Genomic DNA, 17,987 nt, shown 5'->3' with positions numbered 1-17,987 from the left:
CAGGCGGTGAATACGGGAAATGGGGGAGTGCGGGAGGGCCGGCGCGCAGCGGCGCCGGCCAGACGTGATTAGCCGAGCAGGCTGAACACGATAGCAGAGATGGCGATCAGACCCATCACAACCACGAACACGTTGCTGATGTGGCCGCTGTACTTGCGCATGGCAGGCACTTTACGGATGGCATACATCGGCATCAGGAACAGCAGCATGGCGATGATTGGGCCGCCCAGGGTTTCGATCATGCCCAGGATGCTTGGGTTCAGGGTGGCGACGATCCAGGTGGTCACCAGCATGAAGATAGCGGTCATGCGGTTCAGCTTGGCGGTGCTGACGGTTTTGCCGCGGCTCTTCATCGACTTGGCAACCAGGCCGTTGAAGCCTTCACGCGCGCCCAGGTAGTGGCCCAGGAACGATTTGGTGATGGCGACGAAGGCGATAACCGGCGCGATGTACTCGATCATCGGGTTATTAAAGTGGTTAGCCAGGTAAGACAGAATCGAGATGTTCTGCGCCTTGGCTTCCGCCAGGTTTTCCGGCGTCAGGCTCAGCACGCAGCTGAACACGAAGAACATCACGGTCAGCACCATCATGATGTGTGCGTAGGCCAGAATGCGGGAGCATTTCTTCTCGGCGTCTGCGCCGTACTCTTCACGTTTGGCGACGGCGAAGGCGGAGATGATCGGCGAGTGGTTGAAGGAGAACACCATTACCGGGATCGCCAGCCACAGGGTCATGATCAGGCCGTGGCCCATGCCGGTACCGCTGCCGGACAGCGACACGTTTTCGAAGATGGCGCCGGTCCAGTTAGGGATCAGATACACCGCCAGCAGCATCAGCACCGCGACAAACGGGAAGACCAGGATGCTCATGGTTTTCACGATGGCCTGCTCACCGAAGCGCACGATGGTCATCAGGCCGACGATCAGGATCAGCGACAGGATGGCACGCGGTGGCGACGTCATACCCAACTGGTGGGTGATGAAGCTGTCGACGGTGTTGGTGATCGCCACGCTGTAAACCAGCAGAATCGGGTAGATGGCGAAGAAGTACAGCAGGGTGATCAGTTTACCGGCGGTGATGCCGAAGTGCTCTTCTACCACGGCGGTGATGTCTTCACCGGGATTCTTGCCGGACAGAACGAAACGGCACAGGCCGCGGTGGGCAAAGAAGGTCATCGGAAAAGCGATGATGGCCATGATGATCAGAGGAATCAAACCGCCGATGCCGGCGTTGATTGGCAAGAACAGGACGCCTGCGCCGATGGCGGTGCCGTACAGGCCCAACATCCACATGGTATCCGTTTTACGCCAGGTACTGCTGGAGCCCGAGGCCGCAGAGGCAATTGTGCCGGTCTGTGTAGTGTCCATAAATATCTCCGAAGTGAACACGAATTTAAAATTAAAAGGCAAAACTTAAGGTTAAACCGTCAAACGTCCTATTCAGGCAACGCTTGCGGTAAGAATCAGGTGTTGCTTGCGGGGATGTTTTGGCGTCCCCCTGGTTGTTTATTGTGTTCATTACCAAGGCACAGCGCCGGGTAATTCACTAAAGACTTTTCACCGTCACGGGCGATAAAAGTCGTTACCGCTGCCGACAGGTCTTTGCCTGTCGATTTTTGTTGGCGGCAAGATAACGATTTACAGTAGAAACAACCGTGATCCTGCTCTCAAATGCGCAATATGTGCATTTATCTGCTTTTTTATCGATTTTTCGCGCATTTGTTGCACATTTGTGTAAGATTTTGTGCTGAGAACGCTCTCATAATAATTTCTGCGATTATGCGGTTTGTACAATAATTAGCCGGATAAAGCGCTGTGCTCAGCAGCAAGCCGAGCAATATATTTTATGCGTGGTTTTGGATCTAGCGAAAAACCCGGATTAAGCAGTTTTAGTGATGTGGATCACATTGTATTTTTAAGTAAAATTTCATTCATCGATTTGTTTTTAAATGGTTTTTAATGAAAATCGCCGTTAATAACGAAGGGAAATTACTTACGTGGTTAGCGGATAGAAATGCGTAACCATTCATCATATAAATAACAGATGCCTAACAGGTATTGGCGATATTTGCTGCAACCGCTTAAACCGCCGTTTATTTAAACATCGCGGCCTTTGGCGCGATTTATCATATAAAAGCCATAAATAGTCGTTAATTTACCCAGCCGGCAGCGGGTTTAGCCTGCGAGAAAATAATCACCCGGGTGACCTGTTGCATTTTATTAACCTGATGTTGCGTGCGGATAAGCGAAAAACGCGAATCGATTGCGCATTATTTGTTCATTTCGGGTGGGAAAAGAAGGGGATTGCAGCGGTGCGCCGTCGGTTTCGACGGCGCAGAAGGCGAATTAATAGCGGGTAGCGATGGCGTTGTCGTTGAAGAACGCCATGAAGTCGGCGTCCGGTTGGCGGTCGCTGATCACCCGATCGAACTGCGTCAGCGGGCCGATGCAGGCCGGTTTGGTTTTGCCGAACTTGCTGTGATCCGCCACCAGGATCTTTTGCTGCGCCATCGCCATGGCGCGATGCTTCATCTCCAGCTCGTCGAAGTTGAAGCAGGTGGCGCCATGCTGCAGGCTGAGGCCGGCGGCGGAGATAAAGGCGATGTTCGGGCAGATGTGATCGAGCTCGTTGCGGCCGCCGACGCTGGAAAAGATGTAGTTGTTCGGCTTGAACTCACCGCCGCACAGGACCACTTTGCAGTTCGGTTTGTCCTGCAGCGCCAGGAAGGTGTTCAGCGAATGACACACGGCGGTGAAGATCAGCTCGTCGGCGATGGCGTCGATGATCGCCGGGGTGGTGGTGCCGCAGTCGAAAAACACCGTGTCGTTTTCATTGATCAACGGCGCCGCCAGCAGGCCGATGCGCCGTTTCTCCGTCACCTGCTTGGCTTTTTGATCGGAAACGAAGTAGTTGGTGACGCCGTTGCTGCGCGGATCGGTCACCACGTAGCCGCCGAGCAGCACCACCGCCGCCGGTTCGGCGCTCAGATCGCGGCGAATGGTCATCTCCGAGACCCCCAGCAGCACGGCGGCTTCTTTCAGGTGGATCTTGTCAGCGCGTTTTAACGCCTGAACTAACCGGTTGATACGTTCTTCGCGCCGCGTTTCCATAGATCCGTCTTCCCACAGGTAGTAGAGGTAAAGGGCGTGCCGGCGTTTCCGGCGTTAAACACAACGATGCGGGGCAATATCGGGCCGCATTGGCCGCCCGTATTGTCCCGCATCGTTGTGTATTGGCTATGCCCGTCAGGGCATGCCGACGATCAGTAGCTGCCCGCCGCCGGCTGGGCGCCGGATACGATGGCGACGCCGGAGCTGGTGCCGATACGCGTGGCGCCGGCGTTGATCATCTTCTCGGCGGTGGCACGATCGCGCACGGCGCCGGAAGCTTTCACGCCCATTTCGCTGCCCACGGTCTCGCGCATCAGTTTGACGTGCTCTTCCCGAGCGCCGCCGGTGCTGAAGCCGGTAGAGGTTTTCACGAAGGCGACATCGAGTTCGCGACACATTTCACAAACCTGGACGATCTGCGCATCGCTGAGCAGGCAGGTTTCCAATATTACCTTCAACGGGATCGCCGCGCAAACCTCGCGCACGGCGGCGATGTCGGCTTTCACTTCGTCCCGCAGGCCGCTTTTCAGCCAGCCGACGTTGATCACCATATCGATCTCTTGCGCGCCGGCGGCGATCGCCGCTTTGGCTTCAAAGGCTTTGGCGACGGTCAGGCCGGCGCCCAGCGGGAAGCCGATCACCGAGCAGACTTTCACGGTGCTTTCCTGCAGCAGCTGGGCCGCCAGCGGCACGTAGCCGGAGTTGACGCATACCGCATAGAAGTTGTGCTGCTGCGCTTCTTCGCACAGTTTGGCGATCTGCAGTTCGGTGGCGTCCATCGCCAGCAGGGTGTGGTCAACGTAGCTGGCGTAATCGATGTTTTCGGTGGTCATCGCGATTCCTTAGTGAAGTTAAGACAGTAAGCCGGATGGGTAATGTGAAAATAATAACATTCAGATGCCGATAAACCTAGCGATGTTTAAAAAGTGTCGACGAGATCGTCGCGAACAGGCCGTTATACGTATAACTTAAAGGCGGAGTTTTGTTATTTAAATAACATTTAACGGCTCGCGGCCTGCGCGGGCGCAACGTCGAGGGAAAAAAGATGAAGATCAACATCGAACTGGATCCTGAAGCTTTCGGGGCGCATCGGCAGGAACTGTTCCGCAATGCGGATTTCGCGGTGAGCGCGCATCGCTGCGCAGAACGCGGGCCGATGCTGACGCTGGCGAACTGCCGCGGCGCGCTGACGGTCTTGCCGTATGAGGGCCTGGCGATTTGGGACGCCGAGTTTGACGGTTATTCATTGAAATCGGGCCGCCGCAGCGCCCGCGGTCTCGGGAGAAAGCGCGCAGACGACGCGGCGTTCTGCCCCGCCTGGCCGAGCCACGACGGCGCGCCGCTGCAGATGCAGCGCGTGTGGCTGCAGCTGACGGGCGATGAGCTGACGTTGCATGGCGAAGGCGAGCGGTTGGGCGGGCGTTGGCGCATCGGCCCGGCGCTGCGTTTGGCAGCCGAGAGCGCGCAGTTCGCCATAGAGATGAAGGTCATTAACCTGGCCGAGCGGCCGCAGCCGCTGCGCTATGTGTGTCGCCTCAACTATGATTGCATTCCCGACGCGGTATTCCGCCAGAATCTGCCGACGCCGGCTTTGTTAGGGGATGCGATCGGGCAAGAACTGCTGTGCTCCGACGATCTGACGCGCTATGTGGATCAGGCCGAGTTCTTTATGCTGACGCCGCAAGGCCGGCGCTATGTGACGCGCTTCGCTACCGGGCAGTTCAACTATGGCCTGCGGCGCATCGCCGTTCAGGGCAACCGGCGGCTGCTGGCCTTTGTTCAGCCGGCGAACTGCCGCCCGAATGCGCCAGAGGGTGAGGCGGGGGTGATGCTGGGAGCGGGAAAAACGCGTGCGTTCTGCGTGACCACCGGCGCGGTGTGAAATCACGGGGCGGTAATGCCCCGGTCATGTTGTACGGTTACTCTTTCACCCAGCCGCGGCGAATGGCGAAGGCGAACAGGAAACGATACAGGCGCGACAGCTTGTCGGCGAGGGCATCGCCGAACAGATTCCACACCAGCTGGGCGAACAGGCAGCCGACCAGGCCGAGCAGGAAACCGCCGACCATATCCAGCGGCCAGTGTACGCCGAGGTAAACGCGTGACCAGGCGATGCCGACGGCGACAATCATCAGCAGCGCACCGGACCAGACCCGGTGCCAGAACAGGAACGCCAGCGCAAAGGTAAAGATGGCGGTGCCGTGATCGCTCGGGAACGAGCTGTCCGGCGCGTGCGCCAGGAAGGTATACCCCACGCCGGCGACAAATGGGCGCTCATGCGGCAGCAACGCGCCGATAGCGGAGGCGGCAAGCATGGCGAACAGCAGCGCGATCGTGGTTTTCGCCACCACTTCGCGCTGCGAAACCAGCTGGCTTTGCGGCCCCCACAGCCACAGGCCGACGATCAGCAGCGGCACGATAATGATCAGATCGCGCGCCAAAAAGGTGGCGAAATCAATCATCCACTCGGGAGACGCCGGGGTCGCATTGATCCAGGCGAAAAGAACATGGTTTAACTGCTCCATAACCGTTACCTCATCTTGCGGCACCAATAGCCGCTAACCATCCAATAAATAACCAACTGGCTTAACCAAACCCACCAACCCGCCCACAGGTTATGGGTAAGAAAATGTGCGCCGCGCATGATCTGACCAAAGCCCATCAGCATGCCGAGCGCAATGCCGCCGCACCAGCACCACCAGGCCAGGCGCGGGCGCTGCGGATAAAACAGGAAAAACAACGCCATGACCGCGAAACCGCTCGAGGCGTGCCCGCCGGGGAAACAGCGGCCGGGGCCCGGCAGCGCCGGCACCGCATCGAATAACGGGAAGGACATCGCCTTGCCGCCGTACTCGATCAGATCCCACGGACAGGAGTGCGCGCTGGTGGCCTTGAGAATGCCCACCACCAGCGGGCCGATGCCGAGAAGCAACATGCTGACGATCAGGCGTGCGCTGCGGCGATAGATGCCCCAAAACAGCGCCAGTACCGCCCCGACGATCACAATTTGCTTCAGCAGGCGGTGGTTGATCAGATCCAGCCAATAATTGTTTTGCCACGGGAAATGCCCGCTGGCGGGATCGTACCAAAAGTTGCCGATCGCCCAGTCCAGCTGTTCGCTGCGGGAAAGCCACAGGAACAGCAGGCCGCTGATCAGTAGGCCAAAAACCTGCCAACGGTAAAAGGATGCCGGCAAGGAGTAAAGGGCGGTTGTCTTAATTTGCGGTGCCGTTGAGGATTGATTTAATGACGATTCTGGATTCACGCGCAGGCTCGGTGGCAGGATTGAATAACGCCACTGTAATCATTCCGTCTTAAGAAAACCTTAGTCCACCGGTAAGAAAACCCTATCCGAGGCCACCGCCTTCGGCTAAGGTAATCGTTTGCTTTTTTTCGGGATGAGAATGTGGTGATGCAGAATAACGCGCGTGTCTTACTGTTGGCGGCTGCCGGTGCGGCCTTTTCTCCGCTGAGCTTTGGCCAGCCTGCGGCGGCCGGGCCGATCGTGGTGCAGGGCGCCATGCCGGTGGAGGCGGAACGTTTCGCCCAGCGGTTGGAAAACCCGCGCGAGGAGCAGATTGGCGGCTGGCGCTTTTGGCACGGCACCGTAGACGGCTACCCGGTGGTGGTGTCGGAGACGCTGAAGGGCATGTCCAACGCCGCGGCGGCCACGGCGATCGCCGCCACGCAGTTCCGCCCGGTGGCGATCATCAACCAGGGCACCGCCGGCGGCCATGATCCTGCGCTCAAGGTGTATGACATCGTGCTGGGCAAATATTCGGTCAATCTCGGGGCGTTCAAAACGCCGGCCAAGGCGTTGGGGGCAGGCAGCGACTCGCGGCAGTGGCAGCCGATGGATCTGTTGGCTTCCAAAGGCAGCGCCGGCGAGGACAAAAAGGCGCACAGCCTGCGCCAGTTTCCCGCCGACCCCAACCTGCTGGCGATTGCGCAAAGCGTTAAGGGCGATTACCGACAGGGCAAGGTCGTGGAAGGGGTGATCGGCTCGGCCGACGTGTGGAACAGCGAGCTGGACCGCATTCGCTATTTCCACGACCGCTATCAAACTTCGGTCGAAGAGATGGAGACCGCCTCCGCCGCGCAGATCGCCGCCGAATTCAAGGTGCCGTTCGTCGGCATTCGCGTGTTGTCCAACAACATCACCAATCAGGGCAAATACGATCCGCAAACCGGGCTGGCATGCCAGGATTATGTTTATCAGGTGGTGAAGGCCTATATCGCCAACCTGAAGAAACACTGAGCCATTGCTTCGGTTAATCGACGATATCAGGCGATTGTCACTATTTATCGCCTATTGTAAAGAAGATTAAACCTATGGCGGGCTTGGCGGTAGTGTATTAGTTTATAGGCGGATTATTTGACAAAAAGTGTAGGGATAAAACATGAACAAGGCATCCGTTGTATTTTCCGGCCTGCTGATGGCCGTTTCCGCCGGCGCTATGGCGGCTACCTCTGGCGATGACGCGGATATCAGCAAACAGCCGCTGGAAAAGGTCGCGCCTTACCCGAAAGCCGAGAAGGGCATGAACCGCCAGGTGATCTACCTGCCGAAGCAAGAGCACGAAGAGAACTACAAGGTGGAGCTGCTGATCGGCAAGACGCTGGAGGTGGACTGCAACCGCCACATGATCGGCGGCACGCTGGAAACCAAAACCCTGTCCGGCTGGGGCTACGATTATCTGGTGCTGGAGAAGCTCTCTGAACCGGCCTCGACCATGATGGGCTGCCCGGACAACACCAAGACCAAGCAATTCATCGCCGCTAACCTGGGCGACGCCGCGATGCAGCGCTACAACAGCCGCCTGCCGATCGTGGTGTATGCGCCGAAAGACGCGGAAGTGAAATACCGCATCTGGAAAGCCGAAGATACCGTAAGCCAGGCCGAGCAGAAGTAATCGCCGCCTGACGCCGCTCCGCTTGCCCTGCGCGGCAGGCGGAGACTTTTCCCCGTTACGCTTTCTTTCCGCCCGCCAATACCGCCCGTTCGGTTTCTTCCCCCATGGCGATCAGCCAATCCAACACCGTTGAGAATATCGCATCCTCCTGGCCGTCGGCCTGGGTCATCAGCACGTAATCCGTCCCGTCAGGCGCAAAGCCATATGGCGCCACCAGCGCGCCGTTGACGATGTCATCCGCCACCAGCGCCAAAGGGCCGATGCCGATACCGGCGCCGGCGACCGCCGCCTGCAGGCTGAGATAGAAATGTTCGAAACGCAGCTCGTTGCCCGGCTGGATCTCGAAGCCGCTGTGGACGCACCAGTCGCGCCAGGCGAACGGTCGCGTCTCGGTGTGGAGCAGGGTGCCGCGCAGTTCACGCCCCGCCGCGGCATGCTCCCGGCGGCATACCGGGCCGACCCGTTCTTTGAGGAACGGGCGGGCGACCACGTCGTCGGCGATCGGGAAATCGTTGCGGCGAATCGCCAGATCGATGCCTTCACGCGAGAAGGCGACGGCGCCGCCGGCGGAGACCAGCTGCAGATCGCGCTCTTTCCCCACCGCCTGCTGCAAACCGGCCAGGCGCGGGATCAGCCAGCGGATCAGAAAGGTCGGCTCGCAGGAGATCACCAACGGGCGATTCTGATGATGCCGACAGGCGCGGTCGATCGCCGACTGCAGGTTGTCCAGCCCCCGGCCGATCTCGCTCGCCAGCTCTTGCGCCTGCGGCGTCGGGTGCACCATGCGGCTGGTGCGCTGAAACAGCGCGAATCCCAGGGTCTGCTCGAATTCGCGCACCGCACGGCTGACGGCGCCGTCGGTGACGTTGAGTGATTTGGCGGCTTTCGACACGCTGCCGTACCGCACCGTAGCTTCGAAAGCCCGTAATACCGCCAGGTTAGGCAATCTTCGTTGACGCACTGCGCCCCCTTTTGATTGAGTTTTTGTCAATCATCGATACTACGCAAATCGTTTTTTATTGCCAGCCAAATCCGCCAAAGTGTGCATCACTTTCCACTTACGGGTAACTGCGATGATTGCCATTCTCGCCGATGATCTTACCAGCGCGCTCGACGGCGCGGCCCCGTTCGCCGCGCGCGGACTGAGCGCCTGCGTCATGCTGCGCCTGCCCGATACTGCGTTGCAGGGCGCGGAGATCGTCGCCTTCGATTTAGATTCCCGCTTCGTTTCGCCGGAGCAGGCGGAGCGGCGTTTTCGCCATGCCGCCGCCAGTGTGAAACCGGCGCGCCTCATATACAAAACGATCGATTCCACGTTGCGCGGCAATCTGGGGCCGGAAACGCGCGGGGCGCTGACGGGCAGCGGGCGCCGTCTCGCCATCGTTGCGCCGGCCTTCCCGGATGCCGGCCGCACCACGGTGGGCGGCCGACAATACGTCGACGGCGTCGCGCTGGAGCAGACCGCCTTTGCATGCGATCCGAAGAACCCGATCGTCACCGGCTACGTCATGGAGCGCATGGCGGGGCTGGAGCCGACGCGTTTTCAGGTATTCGACGCCGCAGACAACGGCGAGTTGGATGAGGTCGTGAGGCGGATCGGCATTGCTGAACCGGTGGTGTGGGTGGGATCGCCGGGCCTGGCGGCGGCGCTGTCGCGTGCGTTGCCCCCTGAGGAGAACGCGGCGCCCGCTCAACCGCCGCTGAGAGCCAGCAAAGTGCTGGTGGCGATTGGCAGCTTGCATCCGGCGAATGACGCCCAGCTGGCAAGCCTGCGGCAGGCGGGCGCGGTGCTGGTTACGCTGCCTGAAGCGGCCGATCCCGAGGCGGTAGCGCAAGAGGTGCGAGCGGCGTTTGCGCGTGCCGATGTGGTTTGCCTGATGTCGCCCCGGGCGCGAGCGGGTGCTGCGGACCATGCCGCTGTGCTGGGCGCGGTCGTCAGCCGTTGCACGCCAGCCTTCGACGGGCTGGTGGCGACCGGCGGCGATACCGCGCGGCGCATCGTCGACGCTATGGCGGCCGGCTCATTGACGCTGTTCGGTGAGGTGGAACCCGGCGTGCCTTTCGGTTTGTTGAATCTGCCGGGCCGCAGGCTGCCGTTCGCCACCAAGGCGGGCGGTTTTGGCCGGGCCGGTACGTTGTTGAACTGCGTAACCCGGTTGCGCGCTGACCGAGAAGGAGAAGAACAATGACCCTTTCCACCTTGCCGCTGGCGATAACGATGGGCGATCCCGCCGGCATCGGGCCGGAGATCATCGCTAAACTGGCGGCCACAGAGCGGTTGAGCATGCCTTATGTGGTGATTGGCGATGCCGGCGCACTGGCGCGCGCGGCGGCCAGTCTGGGGCTGACGCTGCCTATCCGCGAACTGCCCGCCTCGCTGGCGGGATGGGACGAAGCCTGGCGGCGGGGGGAGACCGCCGTCTATTCCGCCGGCGTTGTGCTGCCGGCGGACTTGCCCCTCGGCAGGCTCGATCAGCGCGCGGGGGCGGCGTCTTATGCCTGGGTGGTTGCCGCCATTGATCTGGCGCTGGCGGGGCGCATCGCCGGCATCGTCACTGCGCCGCTGAACAAGGAAGCGATGCGCCTGGCGGGGATCGATTATCCGGGGCACACCGAGATCCTGGCGGCGCGATCGGGCACCCAGGACTTCGCCATGATGCTGGCCAATGACGAGCTGCGGGTGATCCTGGTTTCCATTCACGTTTCGCTGCGGGACGCCATCGACGCGGCGACCGTGGAAAACGAGCTGCGCGCGTTTCATCTGGCGCAAACGGCCTGCCGGGCGTTGGGCATAGCGAAACCGCGCATTGCGGTGGCCGGCCTGAATCCGCACGCCGGGGAGAACGGCCTGTTCGGCCGCGAAGATCTTGACGTCATCGTGCCCGCCATCACCCTGGCGCGGGAACAGGGGTTGGACGTCAGCGGCCCCTGGCCCGGCGATACCGTTTTTATGCGCGCCCGGCGCGGGGAGTTCGACATTGTGGTCGCCCAATATCACGACCAGGGCCTGATCCCGGTGAAATATCTCGGGGTGGATCACGGCGTTAACGTCACCGTTGGCCTGCCGTTTATCCGCACCTCGGTCGACCACGGTACGGCGTTCGATATTGCGGGCAGCGGACGGGCGGAACACGCCAGCCTGCTGTACGCCTTCCGGCAGGCGGAAAAAATGCTGCGCGCCCAATAACTCATATCACCTGAAGACAATAAGGAAACACCATGCACACACCCGAGTTTATTTTCATGCTGACGCGCAACGACAGCACGGTGCCCGATGCGCAAGCGCGGCTGCCAGAAGTGCTGGCTGCCGGCGTGAAGCATATCGGCTTTAAGGATATCGGCCTGCCGCTGGATCAACTCAAACAGTTGGCGCAGGCGATCCACGCCGGCGGCGCCACCGCGTACCTGGAAGTGGTCAGCCTGGATGAGGAAAGCGAGATGAATTCGGCGCGCGCGGCGCTGGGATTGGGCGTTGATGTATTGATGGGGGGAACGCGCCCGGAAAGCGTGCTGCCGATCATTCGTCAGTCTGGCCTGCGCTACTATCCGTTCGCCGGCCGCATCAGCGGCCACCCCAGCGTGCTGGAAGGTGACATTGACGATATTGTCGCCAGCGCCCGCCAGCGCGCTGCTTTACCGGGCGTGACAGGGCTGGATCTGCTGGCCTACCGCTTTGCCGGCGACGTGCCGACGTTGATTCGGCGGGTGTGCGATGCGGTCGACAAACCGGTTTATATCGCCGGGTCTATCGACCGGGAAGATCGCATCGCCGCCGTGGTGACGGGCAATGCGGTTGGTTTCACCGTCGGTACCGCGGCGCTGGACGGCGTGTTTCCCGCCGATAAGCCGGGGCTGACGGCGCAAATCAACGCGGTGAAATGCCTGATTGGCAATGTGATCCGCAAACTGTAACGCGTCTCCATTCGGTTCTTTCCAGGGCGATGGGGCAGTTATCTCATTCGTTGAATCATTAATTTGCATGGCTTCTCTTTTTTAATGCTCTTGCGAGCAGGCACGCCCTTGGGCGCTCGCCGACGTTTACCCGGCAACACAGCGTGATTGCCGCCAGGCTCAATATATATAGAGGGAGTGAAAAATGATTAAAGGGTTAGGGAGTGCCGTTGTGGCGGTGAGCCTGTTGTTAACCGGCTGCGATACCTTCAGCCTGCTGCGCGATCAAAAGATCGCCGACGCTTTTCACGTCGGCGCCGACAAGCGTTCGATAAGCCGGGATTTCGGCGCGCCGATCGCCACCCTGCCGACGCTGAACGGCCAGGGCGTATGCCACGACTACCACCACCGCTTGCCGAACGGCACCGTGACGCCGTTCTACGTCGGCTTCAGAAACAGCGACGGCAAAGTGGTGGCCTTTGGCCCCACCACCTGCGGGGAAGCGCAGGCCAACGGCAATCTGAACAGTGATGAACCTATCAAACAGCGGTTCTAAACAGGCGTTGCTGCGCCAGCCTGGGGTTTAAAGAACGTCACTTTAGGGAAACCGAACGCTTCGTGAGTGTTGTGCAGGCGTTAATCATTAACTGGCTCAAATTCTTTCTTGTGACGTTAATTAAATTTGTCTTGTCGGCCGACAAACGGCCGAGGCGGCTGAATCAGGCGTGGTGGACCTTTTTTTGCGGCGTTATTCGCCTTTTTGGGGGTGACGAGAGGGAAAATTATTCGCTGTTGCGGCTGCGGCCTCGGTCACCGATTTTCTGGCGAGTTTGGCTATGAACTGGCTTCGTACAAAGCGATAACGGGCAACAGACGGCTTTTTTAAGGCAACAAAAAACCCGATAATCTTGAACCTAAAAGGCGGGATTATCGGGCTCCACAAAATGGGGACATCAAAGAAAAGCAGTGGCACTAATTCAGACTGCGGCCCCCAACGAAAGTTCTGGCCGGCGACAAAAAAATCAAAATATTTTTATCGCCGATCCATCTCTCCCGCTAATCGATCAGCCGAGTATCCCTGGCCATAGCACCACGATAAGTGAACCCGCCAGCGTTAACAGCACGTTAGCGATGGCGTAGGTGCCGGCATAGCCCAGCGCCGGGATATTGCTGCGTGCGGTGTCGCTGATGATCTCCATTGCCGGCGCGCAGGTACGGGCGCCCATAATCGCACCAAACAGCAGGGCGCGGTTCATGCGCAGCACGTAGGCGCCGAACAGGAAGCAGATAATCACCGGCACCAGGCTGACGATCAGCCCGGCGATCAGCATCTGGCCGCCGACCGCGCCCAGGCTGTGGCCGATGCCGGCGCCGGCGCTCAGGCCCACGCCCGCCATAAACACCATCAGGCCGAATTCTTTCACCATGTTCAGCGCGCCCTGCGGAATGTAGCCGAAGGTCGGGTGGTTGGCGCGCAGGAAGCCGAGCATGATGCCGGACATCAGCAGGCCGGCGGCGTTGCCGATGCCGAACGAGAAGTTACTGAACTGAATGGTGATCTGGCCGATTAGCAGGCCGATGATGAAGAAGGCGCAGAATGCCAGCAGGTCGGTCACCTGGCTGTGGATGGAGATAAAGCCAATCTTCTCCGCCACGCTCTTCACCCGGCGCGCGTCGCCGCTCACCTGCAGCACGTCGCCTTTGTTGAGCACGATGCTGTCGTCGATCGGCATTTCGATCTGGCTGCGGATCACGCGGTTGAGGAAGCAGCCGTGGTCGGTCAGCTTCAGTTGGCTCAGGCGCTTGTTCACCGCGTTGCTGTTCTTCACCACGATCTCTTCGGTGACGATGCGCATGTCGAGCAGATCGCGATCGAACACTTCCTTGCCGTTGCGGAAGCTCGGGTCCAGCCGCGCGTGGGCGTCCGGGTAGCCGACCAGCGAGATCTCGTCGCCCACCTGCAGCACCGCGTCACCGTCCGGGTTGGCCAGAATGCCGTTGCGGCGGATGCGTTCGATGTAACAGCCGGTCTGGCGGTAGATGCCCAGTTCGCGCAGGTTCTTGCCGTCGGCCCAGGCCACCAGTTCGGGGCCGACGCGGTAGGCGCGGATCACCGGCAGGTAGACCTTGCGCTGGCTGTCGGTGTCCAGGCCGCGTTCGCGGGCGATCTGCTGGGCAGAGGTGGACAGGTCCTGGTGCTGCAGCTTCGGCAGGTAGCGCGCGCCGAAGATCAGGCTGACCAGACCGATCAGGTAGGTGAGGGCGTAGCCAAGGCTCAGATGATCCTGCGCCGCCAGCAGCGCCGGGCCGTTGACGATGGTGTTGCGCAGCGTGTCGCCGGCGCCCACCAGCACCGGCGTCGAGGTCATCGAGCCGGCCAGCATGCCGGCGGTCAGGCCGATGTCCCAGTGGAACAGTTTGCCGAGACCGATGGCGATAACCATCGCCGAGCCGACCATCACCAGCGCCAGCATCAGGTAGTTTTTGCCGTCGCGGAAGAAAATCGAGAAAAAGTTGGGTCCGGCTTCCACGCCGACGCAGAAAATAAACAGCATGAAGCCGAGATTCAGCGCCTCGGTGTTAATGGCGAAGTGTTGCTGGCCGAGCAGCAGCGAAACCACCAAAACGCCAATGGAATTACCGAGTTGGACGGAGCCCAGACGGAGTTTACCGAGGCACAGCCCCAGTGCGAGTACCACGAACAGTAACAGAATGTAGTTACCGTTTAACAAACTAGCGACGTTTATGTTCACGGAGGATAACTTATTGTTTACCAGTAAGTGCTTGATATAGATAACTATAAGAGATAGATTCAGCCTTAAAACGACGTTATAAATCACCACCAGCGGAAGGCAAAGCGAACCATCGTTCGGCGGCGTTCATTCTAGACGCTATGACCGATGACAGCCAGCACAGAAAGCTGATTTCCTGCGCCGCCGTGCGCATTTAACTCTCTTTTGACCAAGGAAAAAATTCGGTTCAGCGTCACCGCGCGGGTGAGCGGGCCGATTTCTATTGATGCGGTAATTGGGCGGGGGAGAATTCGCATGACGAGTTATAGATATTGGCTGGGCATTCTCAGCTGTTTTCTGTTGTTCAGCCTGGTGTTTCTCGGCCAGCAAACCGGCCTGTTCGGCAGCACGGATCATGAGCACCACGGCGAAACCGGCCTGCTGCTGTTTGTGATCCCCGGTGCGATCGCCAGCTATCTGTCGAGCCGCAAGCGGCTGCTTTGCCCGCTGCTCGGCGCGCTGTATGCGCTGCCGCTGTGCCTGTTGATCCGCCACTTCTGGCTGACGCCGTCCTCTTCGTTCTGGCAGGAGCTGGCTTACGCCACCAGCGCGGTGTTCTGGTGCGTGTTCGGCGCGATGCTGATGCTGTTCGCCCTCGGCCTGTTGCAGACGCTGCAGCAGCTGCACCGGCGGCAGCGGCAATAAAAAAAGGCGCGTTAAGCGCCTTTTTTGTCTTTGTCGTTCAAAAACTTACTGGAACAGGTTCAGGTGTTCTTTGGCGTAAGCTTCGAAATCGGTGCAACCGCCGATGTGCTTCTCATCCAGGAAGATCTGCGGCACGGTTTCGACCGGTTTGCCGACGGTTTTTTCCAGATCGGCCTTGGTGATGCCTTCCGCGTGGATGTCAACGTAACGGAAGTTGAAATCGTCGCGTTCTTCAGTCAGTTTTTCCGCCAGTTCTTTAGCGCGGACACAATAAGGACAGCCAGGACGCCCGAAGATTACTGCAAACATGCAACGCTCCTTAATTGGATTTTCAATAAATTGTTCGCTACCGCAACGACATCCCGTCACCGAAAAAGTCATTACCTGCGTCAGATGGCGCCTACTATGCCCGTTGAGACGGCGAAAAAAAAGCAGGAATTACCTGTTAGTTTGATTCATGTAACCAATTAGTCGGCCGGGGCTGTCGCCGCCGACGGGAATTCACTACACTGGAGGCAGACCTTCTGGAGAAGAAAAATATGCGTTCATTCGGTGACTTACCGCGCCCGGTGCTGGTGTTGGAAGGGCTGGGCATCGTGATGCTGGTGCTGGCCTACCTCAGCATTCACGGGCACCTGCAGCTGCCGGGCTGGCTGGCTTCGCAGCAGGCGGCGGTCGGCATGATTTTCCTCGGCGTGGCGCTGATGGTGCCGGCGGCGGCGTTTCTGGTGTGGCGCGTGGTGCAGGGCTTTGGGCCGCTGATGCGCGGCGGGTTGCCGCCGGAAAACGATCGCCGCAAACCGCAATCGAAAGATAATCAGGACAGCGATCCGCGCGCCTGAGCGCCGCGGCCGCTAACCCGCCTGCCGGGCAGGCGTTGGCCTTTGGGGTGACGAGTGAAAATTGCCATTCTTTCTCGCGACGGAACGCTCTACTCATGCAAGCGGCTGCGTGAAGCGGCGGAAGATCGCGGGCACAGCATCGATATCATCGATCCGCTCTCCTGCTACATGAACATCAATCCGGCGGCGCCGACCATTCATTATCGCGGCCGCCAACTGGAGCGTTACGATGCGGTGATCCCGCGCATCGGCTCCGCCATCACCTTTTATGGCACGGCGGTGCTGCGCCAGTTCGAGCTGCTCGGCAGCTACCCGCTAAACGAATCCGTGGCCATTACCCGCGCCCGCGACAAGCTGCGTTCGCTGCAGCTGCTGGCGCGGCAGGGCATCGATCTGCCGATTACCGGCTTTGCCCATTCGCCGGACGATACCGGCGACCTGATCGAACTGGTCGGCGGCGCGCCGTTGGTGGTCAAGCTGGTGGAAGGCACGCAGGGCATCGGCGTGGTGCTGGCGGAAACCCGCCAGGCGGCGGAAAGCGTGATCGACGCCTTTCGCGGGCTGAACGCCCACATCCTGGTGCAGGAATACGTGCGTGAAGCGCAGGGGCGCGACGTGCGCTGTTTGGTGGTCGGCGGCCGGGTGGTGGCCGCCATCGAACGGCAGGCCAAGCCCGGCGAGTTTCGCTCCAACCTGCACCGCGGCGGCACCGCCCGCAAGGTGACCATCACCGCCAGGGAGCGGGCGATCGCGGTGAAAGCGGCCAGCACGCTGGGGCTGGACGTCGCCGGGGTGGATATCCTGCGCGCCGAGCGCGGCCCGCTGGTGATGGAGGTCAACGCGTCGCCGGGGCTGGAAGGGGTGGAAACCACCACCGGGCTGGACATCGCCGGCATGATGATCGAATACATCGAGCAGCGCGGCCGGCCAGGCTTTCGCCTGAAATCCGGCGGTTGACGGGCGGGCGGCGCGCTTTTCCCGCCGTGCAATATCTGAATTAGTGAATTAAGCCGCATTGATCGTGGCGTATCGGGTGAATATTCCGTAAGCTATGCGCCTTTTCGCGTATTGAATATTGTGAGGCTGGTTATTATGGATTCACTCATTGTCCCCGATTTGGCGCTGTTGCGGCGCTGGCTGGATCAGTCGGGCATCTCTTTCTTTGAGTGCGATTCCTGCCAGGCGCTGCACCTGCCGCACATGCAGAACTTCGACGGCGTGTTCGACGCCAAGATAGATCTGGTGGACAACGTCATTCTGTTTTCCGCGCTGGCCGAGGTGAAGCCGACCGCGCTGATCCCGTTGGTGGCGGACCTGAGCCAGATCAACGCCAGTTCGCTGACCATCAAGGCGTTCGTCGACATTCAGGACGACAACCTGCCGAAGCTGATCGTCTGCCAGTCGTTGAGCGTGGCGGTCGGCATCACCTACGAGCAGTTCACCCACTTCATGCAGCAGGGCGAAGAGCAGGTCTCGATGGTGATCCTCGAGGCGCGGGCGAACGATCTGCTGTTTATGGGTGATGAAGAAGAGATCCCCGCTGGCGCCGTGCGTCAGCCGATGCTGCACTGATCCTCGCCGTACCTTAAGCATGCCGTCGCTCCGGCGGCATGCTGCCGTTATTCCCCTCCGCAATAAAATATTCTGCACTTTGGCCTTTGCCGCCCGATCTTTCTCGCCTTTTGTGCCGTTAATGGCGTATCACATAGAGAAAAACTGCATAAAAAATCGATAAAAGGCGTTTTTTACCCTGGGGGCTGGCGGGTTGCGATGGCAGCGGCTATGCTGCTGATT

The 17,987-nt window shown here is 59.8% G+C and carries 19 protein-coding genes; 11 read left to right on the top strand and 8 right to left on the bottom strand.

Annotated features, from left to right (window positions below):
- Positions 1–68: 68 nt before the first annotated feature.
- The 3 genes from ACJ8HN_RS09700 to deoC form a co-directional block, all read right to left on the bottom strand.
- Positions 69–1,367 (bottom strand): HAAAP family serine/threonine permease, encoded by a 1,299-nt coding sequence (locus ACJ8HN_RS09700; protein WP_004938697.1) that lies wholly within the window; start codon positions 1,365–1,367, stop codon positions 69–71.
- 978 nt (positions 1,368–2,345) lie between these two features.
- Positions 2,346–3,110 carry a DNA-binding transcriptional repressor DeoR gene (deoR, locus tag ACJ8HN_RS09695; RefSeq protein ID WP_033637797.1) on the bottom strand — a complete coding sequence of 255 codons (765 nt, stop codon included), beginning with the start codon at positions 3,108–3,110 and terminating at the stop codon, positions 2,346–2,348.
- Positions 3,111–3,262: 152 nt separating this feature from the next.
- Positions 3,263–3,943: a deoxyribose-phosphate aldolase gene (deoC, locus tag ACJ8HN_RS09690; RefSeq protein WP_442523323.1), complete on the bottom strand. Its 681-nt coding sequence runs from the start codon at positions 3,941–3,943 to the stop codon at positions 3,263–3,265.
- A 212-nt stretch (positions 3,944–4,155) separates the two neighbouring features.
- On the opposite strand from deoC, the gene ACJ8HN_RS09685 reads away from it, so the two are divergent.
- The gene (locus ACJ8HN_RS09685) at positions 4,156–4,992 is read left to right on the top strand and encodes a hypothetical protein (protein WP_442523322.1); all 837 of its coding nucleotides are present in this window, start codon (positions 4,156–4,158) and stop codon (positions 4,990–4,992) included.
- Between the two features lie 37 nt (positions 4,993–5,029).
- On the opposite strand, the gene ybjG is transcribed toward ACJ8HN_RS09685, so the two are convergent.
- Together ybjG and ACJ8HN_RS09675 are read right to left on the bottom strand one after the other, a co-directional pair.
- Positions 5,030–5,635: an undecaprenyl-diphosphate phosphatase gene (gene ybjG, locus ACJ8HN_RS09680; RefSeq protein ID WP_033637800.1), complete on the bottom strand. Its 606-nt coding sequence runs from the start codon at positions 5,633–5,635 to the stop codon at positions 5,030–5,032.
- 5 nt (positions 5,636–5,640) lie between these two features.
- The gene (locus ACJ8HN_RS09675) at positions 5,641–6,375 is read right to left on the bottom strand and encodes a phosphatase PAP2 family protein (protein WP_442523320.1); all 735 of its coding nucleotides are present in this window, start codon (positions 6,373–6,375) and stop codon (positions 5,641–5,643) included.
- A 147-nt stretch (positions 6,376–6,522) separates the two neighbouring features.
- On the opposite strand from ACJ8HN_RS09675, the gene ACJ8HN_RS09670 reads away from it, so the two are divergent.
- A complete protein-coding gene (locus ACJ8HN_RS09670) occupies positions 6,523–7,368 on the top strand; it encodes a 5'-methylthioadenosine/S-adenosylhomocysteine nucleosidase (RefSeq protein ID WP_442523559.1) in 846 nt (281 codons plus the stop codon).
- 142 nt (positions 7,369–7,510) lie between these two features.
- Positions 7,511–8,023, top strand: a complete 513-nt coding sequence (gene eco / locus ACJ8HN_RS09665; protein WP_033637803.1) for a serine protease inhibitor ecotin — start codon at positions 7,511–7,513, stop codon at positions 8,021–8,023.
- 55 nt (positions 8,024–8,078) lie between these two features.
- Here the strand turns inward: eco and ACJ8HN_RS09660 are convergent, their stop codons facing one another.
- A complete protein-coding gene (locus tag ACJ8HN_RS09660; RefSeq protein ID WP_442523319.1) occupies positions 8,079–8,984 on the bottom strand; it encodes a LysR family transcriptional regulator in 906 nt (301 codons plus the stop codon).
- Between the two features lie 58 nt (positions 8,985–9,042).
- Between ACJ8HN_RS09660 and ACJ8HN_RS09655 the strand changes: the two genes are divergently transcribed.
- The 4 genes from ACJ8HN_RS09655 to ACJ8HN_RS09640 all read left to right on the top strand — a co-directional run bounded on the left by ACJ8HN_RS09655 (position 9,043) and on the right by ACJ8HN_RS09640 (position 12,470).
- The gene (locus ACJ8HN_RS09655; protein ID WP_442523317.1) at positions 9,043–10,212 is read left to right on the top strand and encodes a four-carbon acid sugar kinase family protein; all 1,170 of its coding nucleotides are present in this window, start codon (positions 9,043–9,045) and stop codon (positions 10,210–10,212) included.
- The gene (gene pdxA / locus ACJ8HN_RS09650; protein WP_442523315.1) at positions 10,209–11,210 is read left to right on the top strand and encodes a 4-hydroxythreonine-4-phosphate dehydrogenase PdxA; all 1,002 of its coding nucleotides are present in this window, start codon (positions 10,209–10,211) and stop codon (positions 11,208–11,210) included. The genes ACJ8HN_RS09655 and pdxA overlap by 4 nt, the downstream gene beginning before the upstream one ends.
- A 32-nt stretch (positions 11,211–11,242) precedes the next feature.
- Positions 11,243–11,935 (top strand): hypothetical protein, encoded by a 693-nt coding sequence (locus ACJ8HN_RS09645; RefSeq protein ID WP_442523314.1) that lies wholly within the window; start codon positions 11,243–11,245, stop codon positions 11,933–11,935.
- Between the two features lie 184 nt (positions 11,936–12,119).
- A complete protein-coding gene (locus ACJ8HN_RS09640) occupies positions 12,120–12,470 on the top strand; it encodes a hypothetical protein (protein WP_146224395.1) in 351 nt (116 codons plus the stop codon).
- 508 nt (positions 12,471–12,978) lie between these two features.
- On the opposite strand, the gene ACJ8HN_RS09635 is transcribed toward ACJ8HN_RS09640, so the two are convergent.
- A complete protein-coding gene (locus ACJ8HN_RS09635; protein ID WP_004938680.1) occupies positions 12,979–14,667 on the bottom strand; it encodes an aspartate:alanine antiporter in 1,689 nt (562 codons plus the stop codon).
- Positions 14,668–14,961: 294 nt separating this feature from the next.
- On the opposite strand from ACJ8HN_RS09635, the gene ACJ8HN_RS09630 reads away from it, so the two are divergent.
- The gene (locus ACJ8HN_RS09630; protein WP_033637808.1) at positions 14,962–15,351 is read left to right on the top strand and encodes an inner membrane protein YbjM; all 390 of its coding nucleotides are present in this window, start codon (positions 14,962–14,964) and stop codon (positions 15,349–15,351) included.
- Positions 15,352–15,396: 45 nt separating this feature from the next.
- On the opposite strand, the gene ACJ8HN_RS09625 is transcribed toward ACJ8HN_RS09630, so the two are convergent.
- Positions 15,397–15,660: a GrxA family glutaredoxin gene (locus ACJ8HN_RS09625; protein WP_004938676.1), complete on the bottom strand. Its 264-nt coding sequence runs from the start codon at positions 15,658–15,660 to the stop codon at positions 15,397–15,399.
- 230 nt (positions 15,661–15,890) lie between these two features.
- Between ACJ8HN_RS09625 and ACJ8HN_RS09620 the strand changes: the two genes are divergently transcribed.
- The 3 genes from ACJ8HN_RS09620 (at position 15,891) to ACJ8HN_RS09610 (ending at position 17,765) form a co-directional block, all read left to right on the top strand.
- Positions 15,891–16,193 (top strand): YbjC family protein, encoded by a 303-nt coding sequence (locus ACJ8HN_RS09620; protein ID WP_033646672.1) that lies wholly within the window; start codon positions 15,891–15,893, stop codon positions 16,191–16,193.
- Positions 16,194–16,247: 54 nt separating this feature from the next.
- Positions 16,248–17,150: a 30S ribosomal protein S6--L-glutamate ligase gene (gene rimK / locus ACJ8HN_RS09615; RefSeq protein ID WP_033637810.1), complete on the top strand. Its 903-nt coding sequence runs from the start codon at positions 16,248–16,250 to the stop codon at positions 17,148–17,150.
- 135 nt (positions 17,151–17,285) lie between these two features.
- Positions 17,286–17,765, top strand: coding sequence for a YbjN domain-containing protein (locus tag ACJ8HN_RS09610; RefSeq protein ID WP_004938666.1), 480 nt, complete (start codon positions 17,286–17,288; stop codon positions 17,763–17,765).
- Positions 17,766–17,987: the final 222 nt, after the last annotated feature.

Origin of the sequence: Serratia sp. CY29653 (genome assembly GCF_052169255.1) — a bacterium.
GTDB lineage: Bacteria > Pseudomonadota > Gammaproteobacteria > Enterobacterales > Enterobacteriaceae > Serratia > Serratia sarumanii.
The sequence above is the reverse complement of the archived record's forward strand: the minus strand, read 5'-3'. Positions and strand labels throughout refer to the sequence as shown.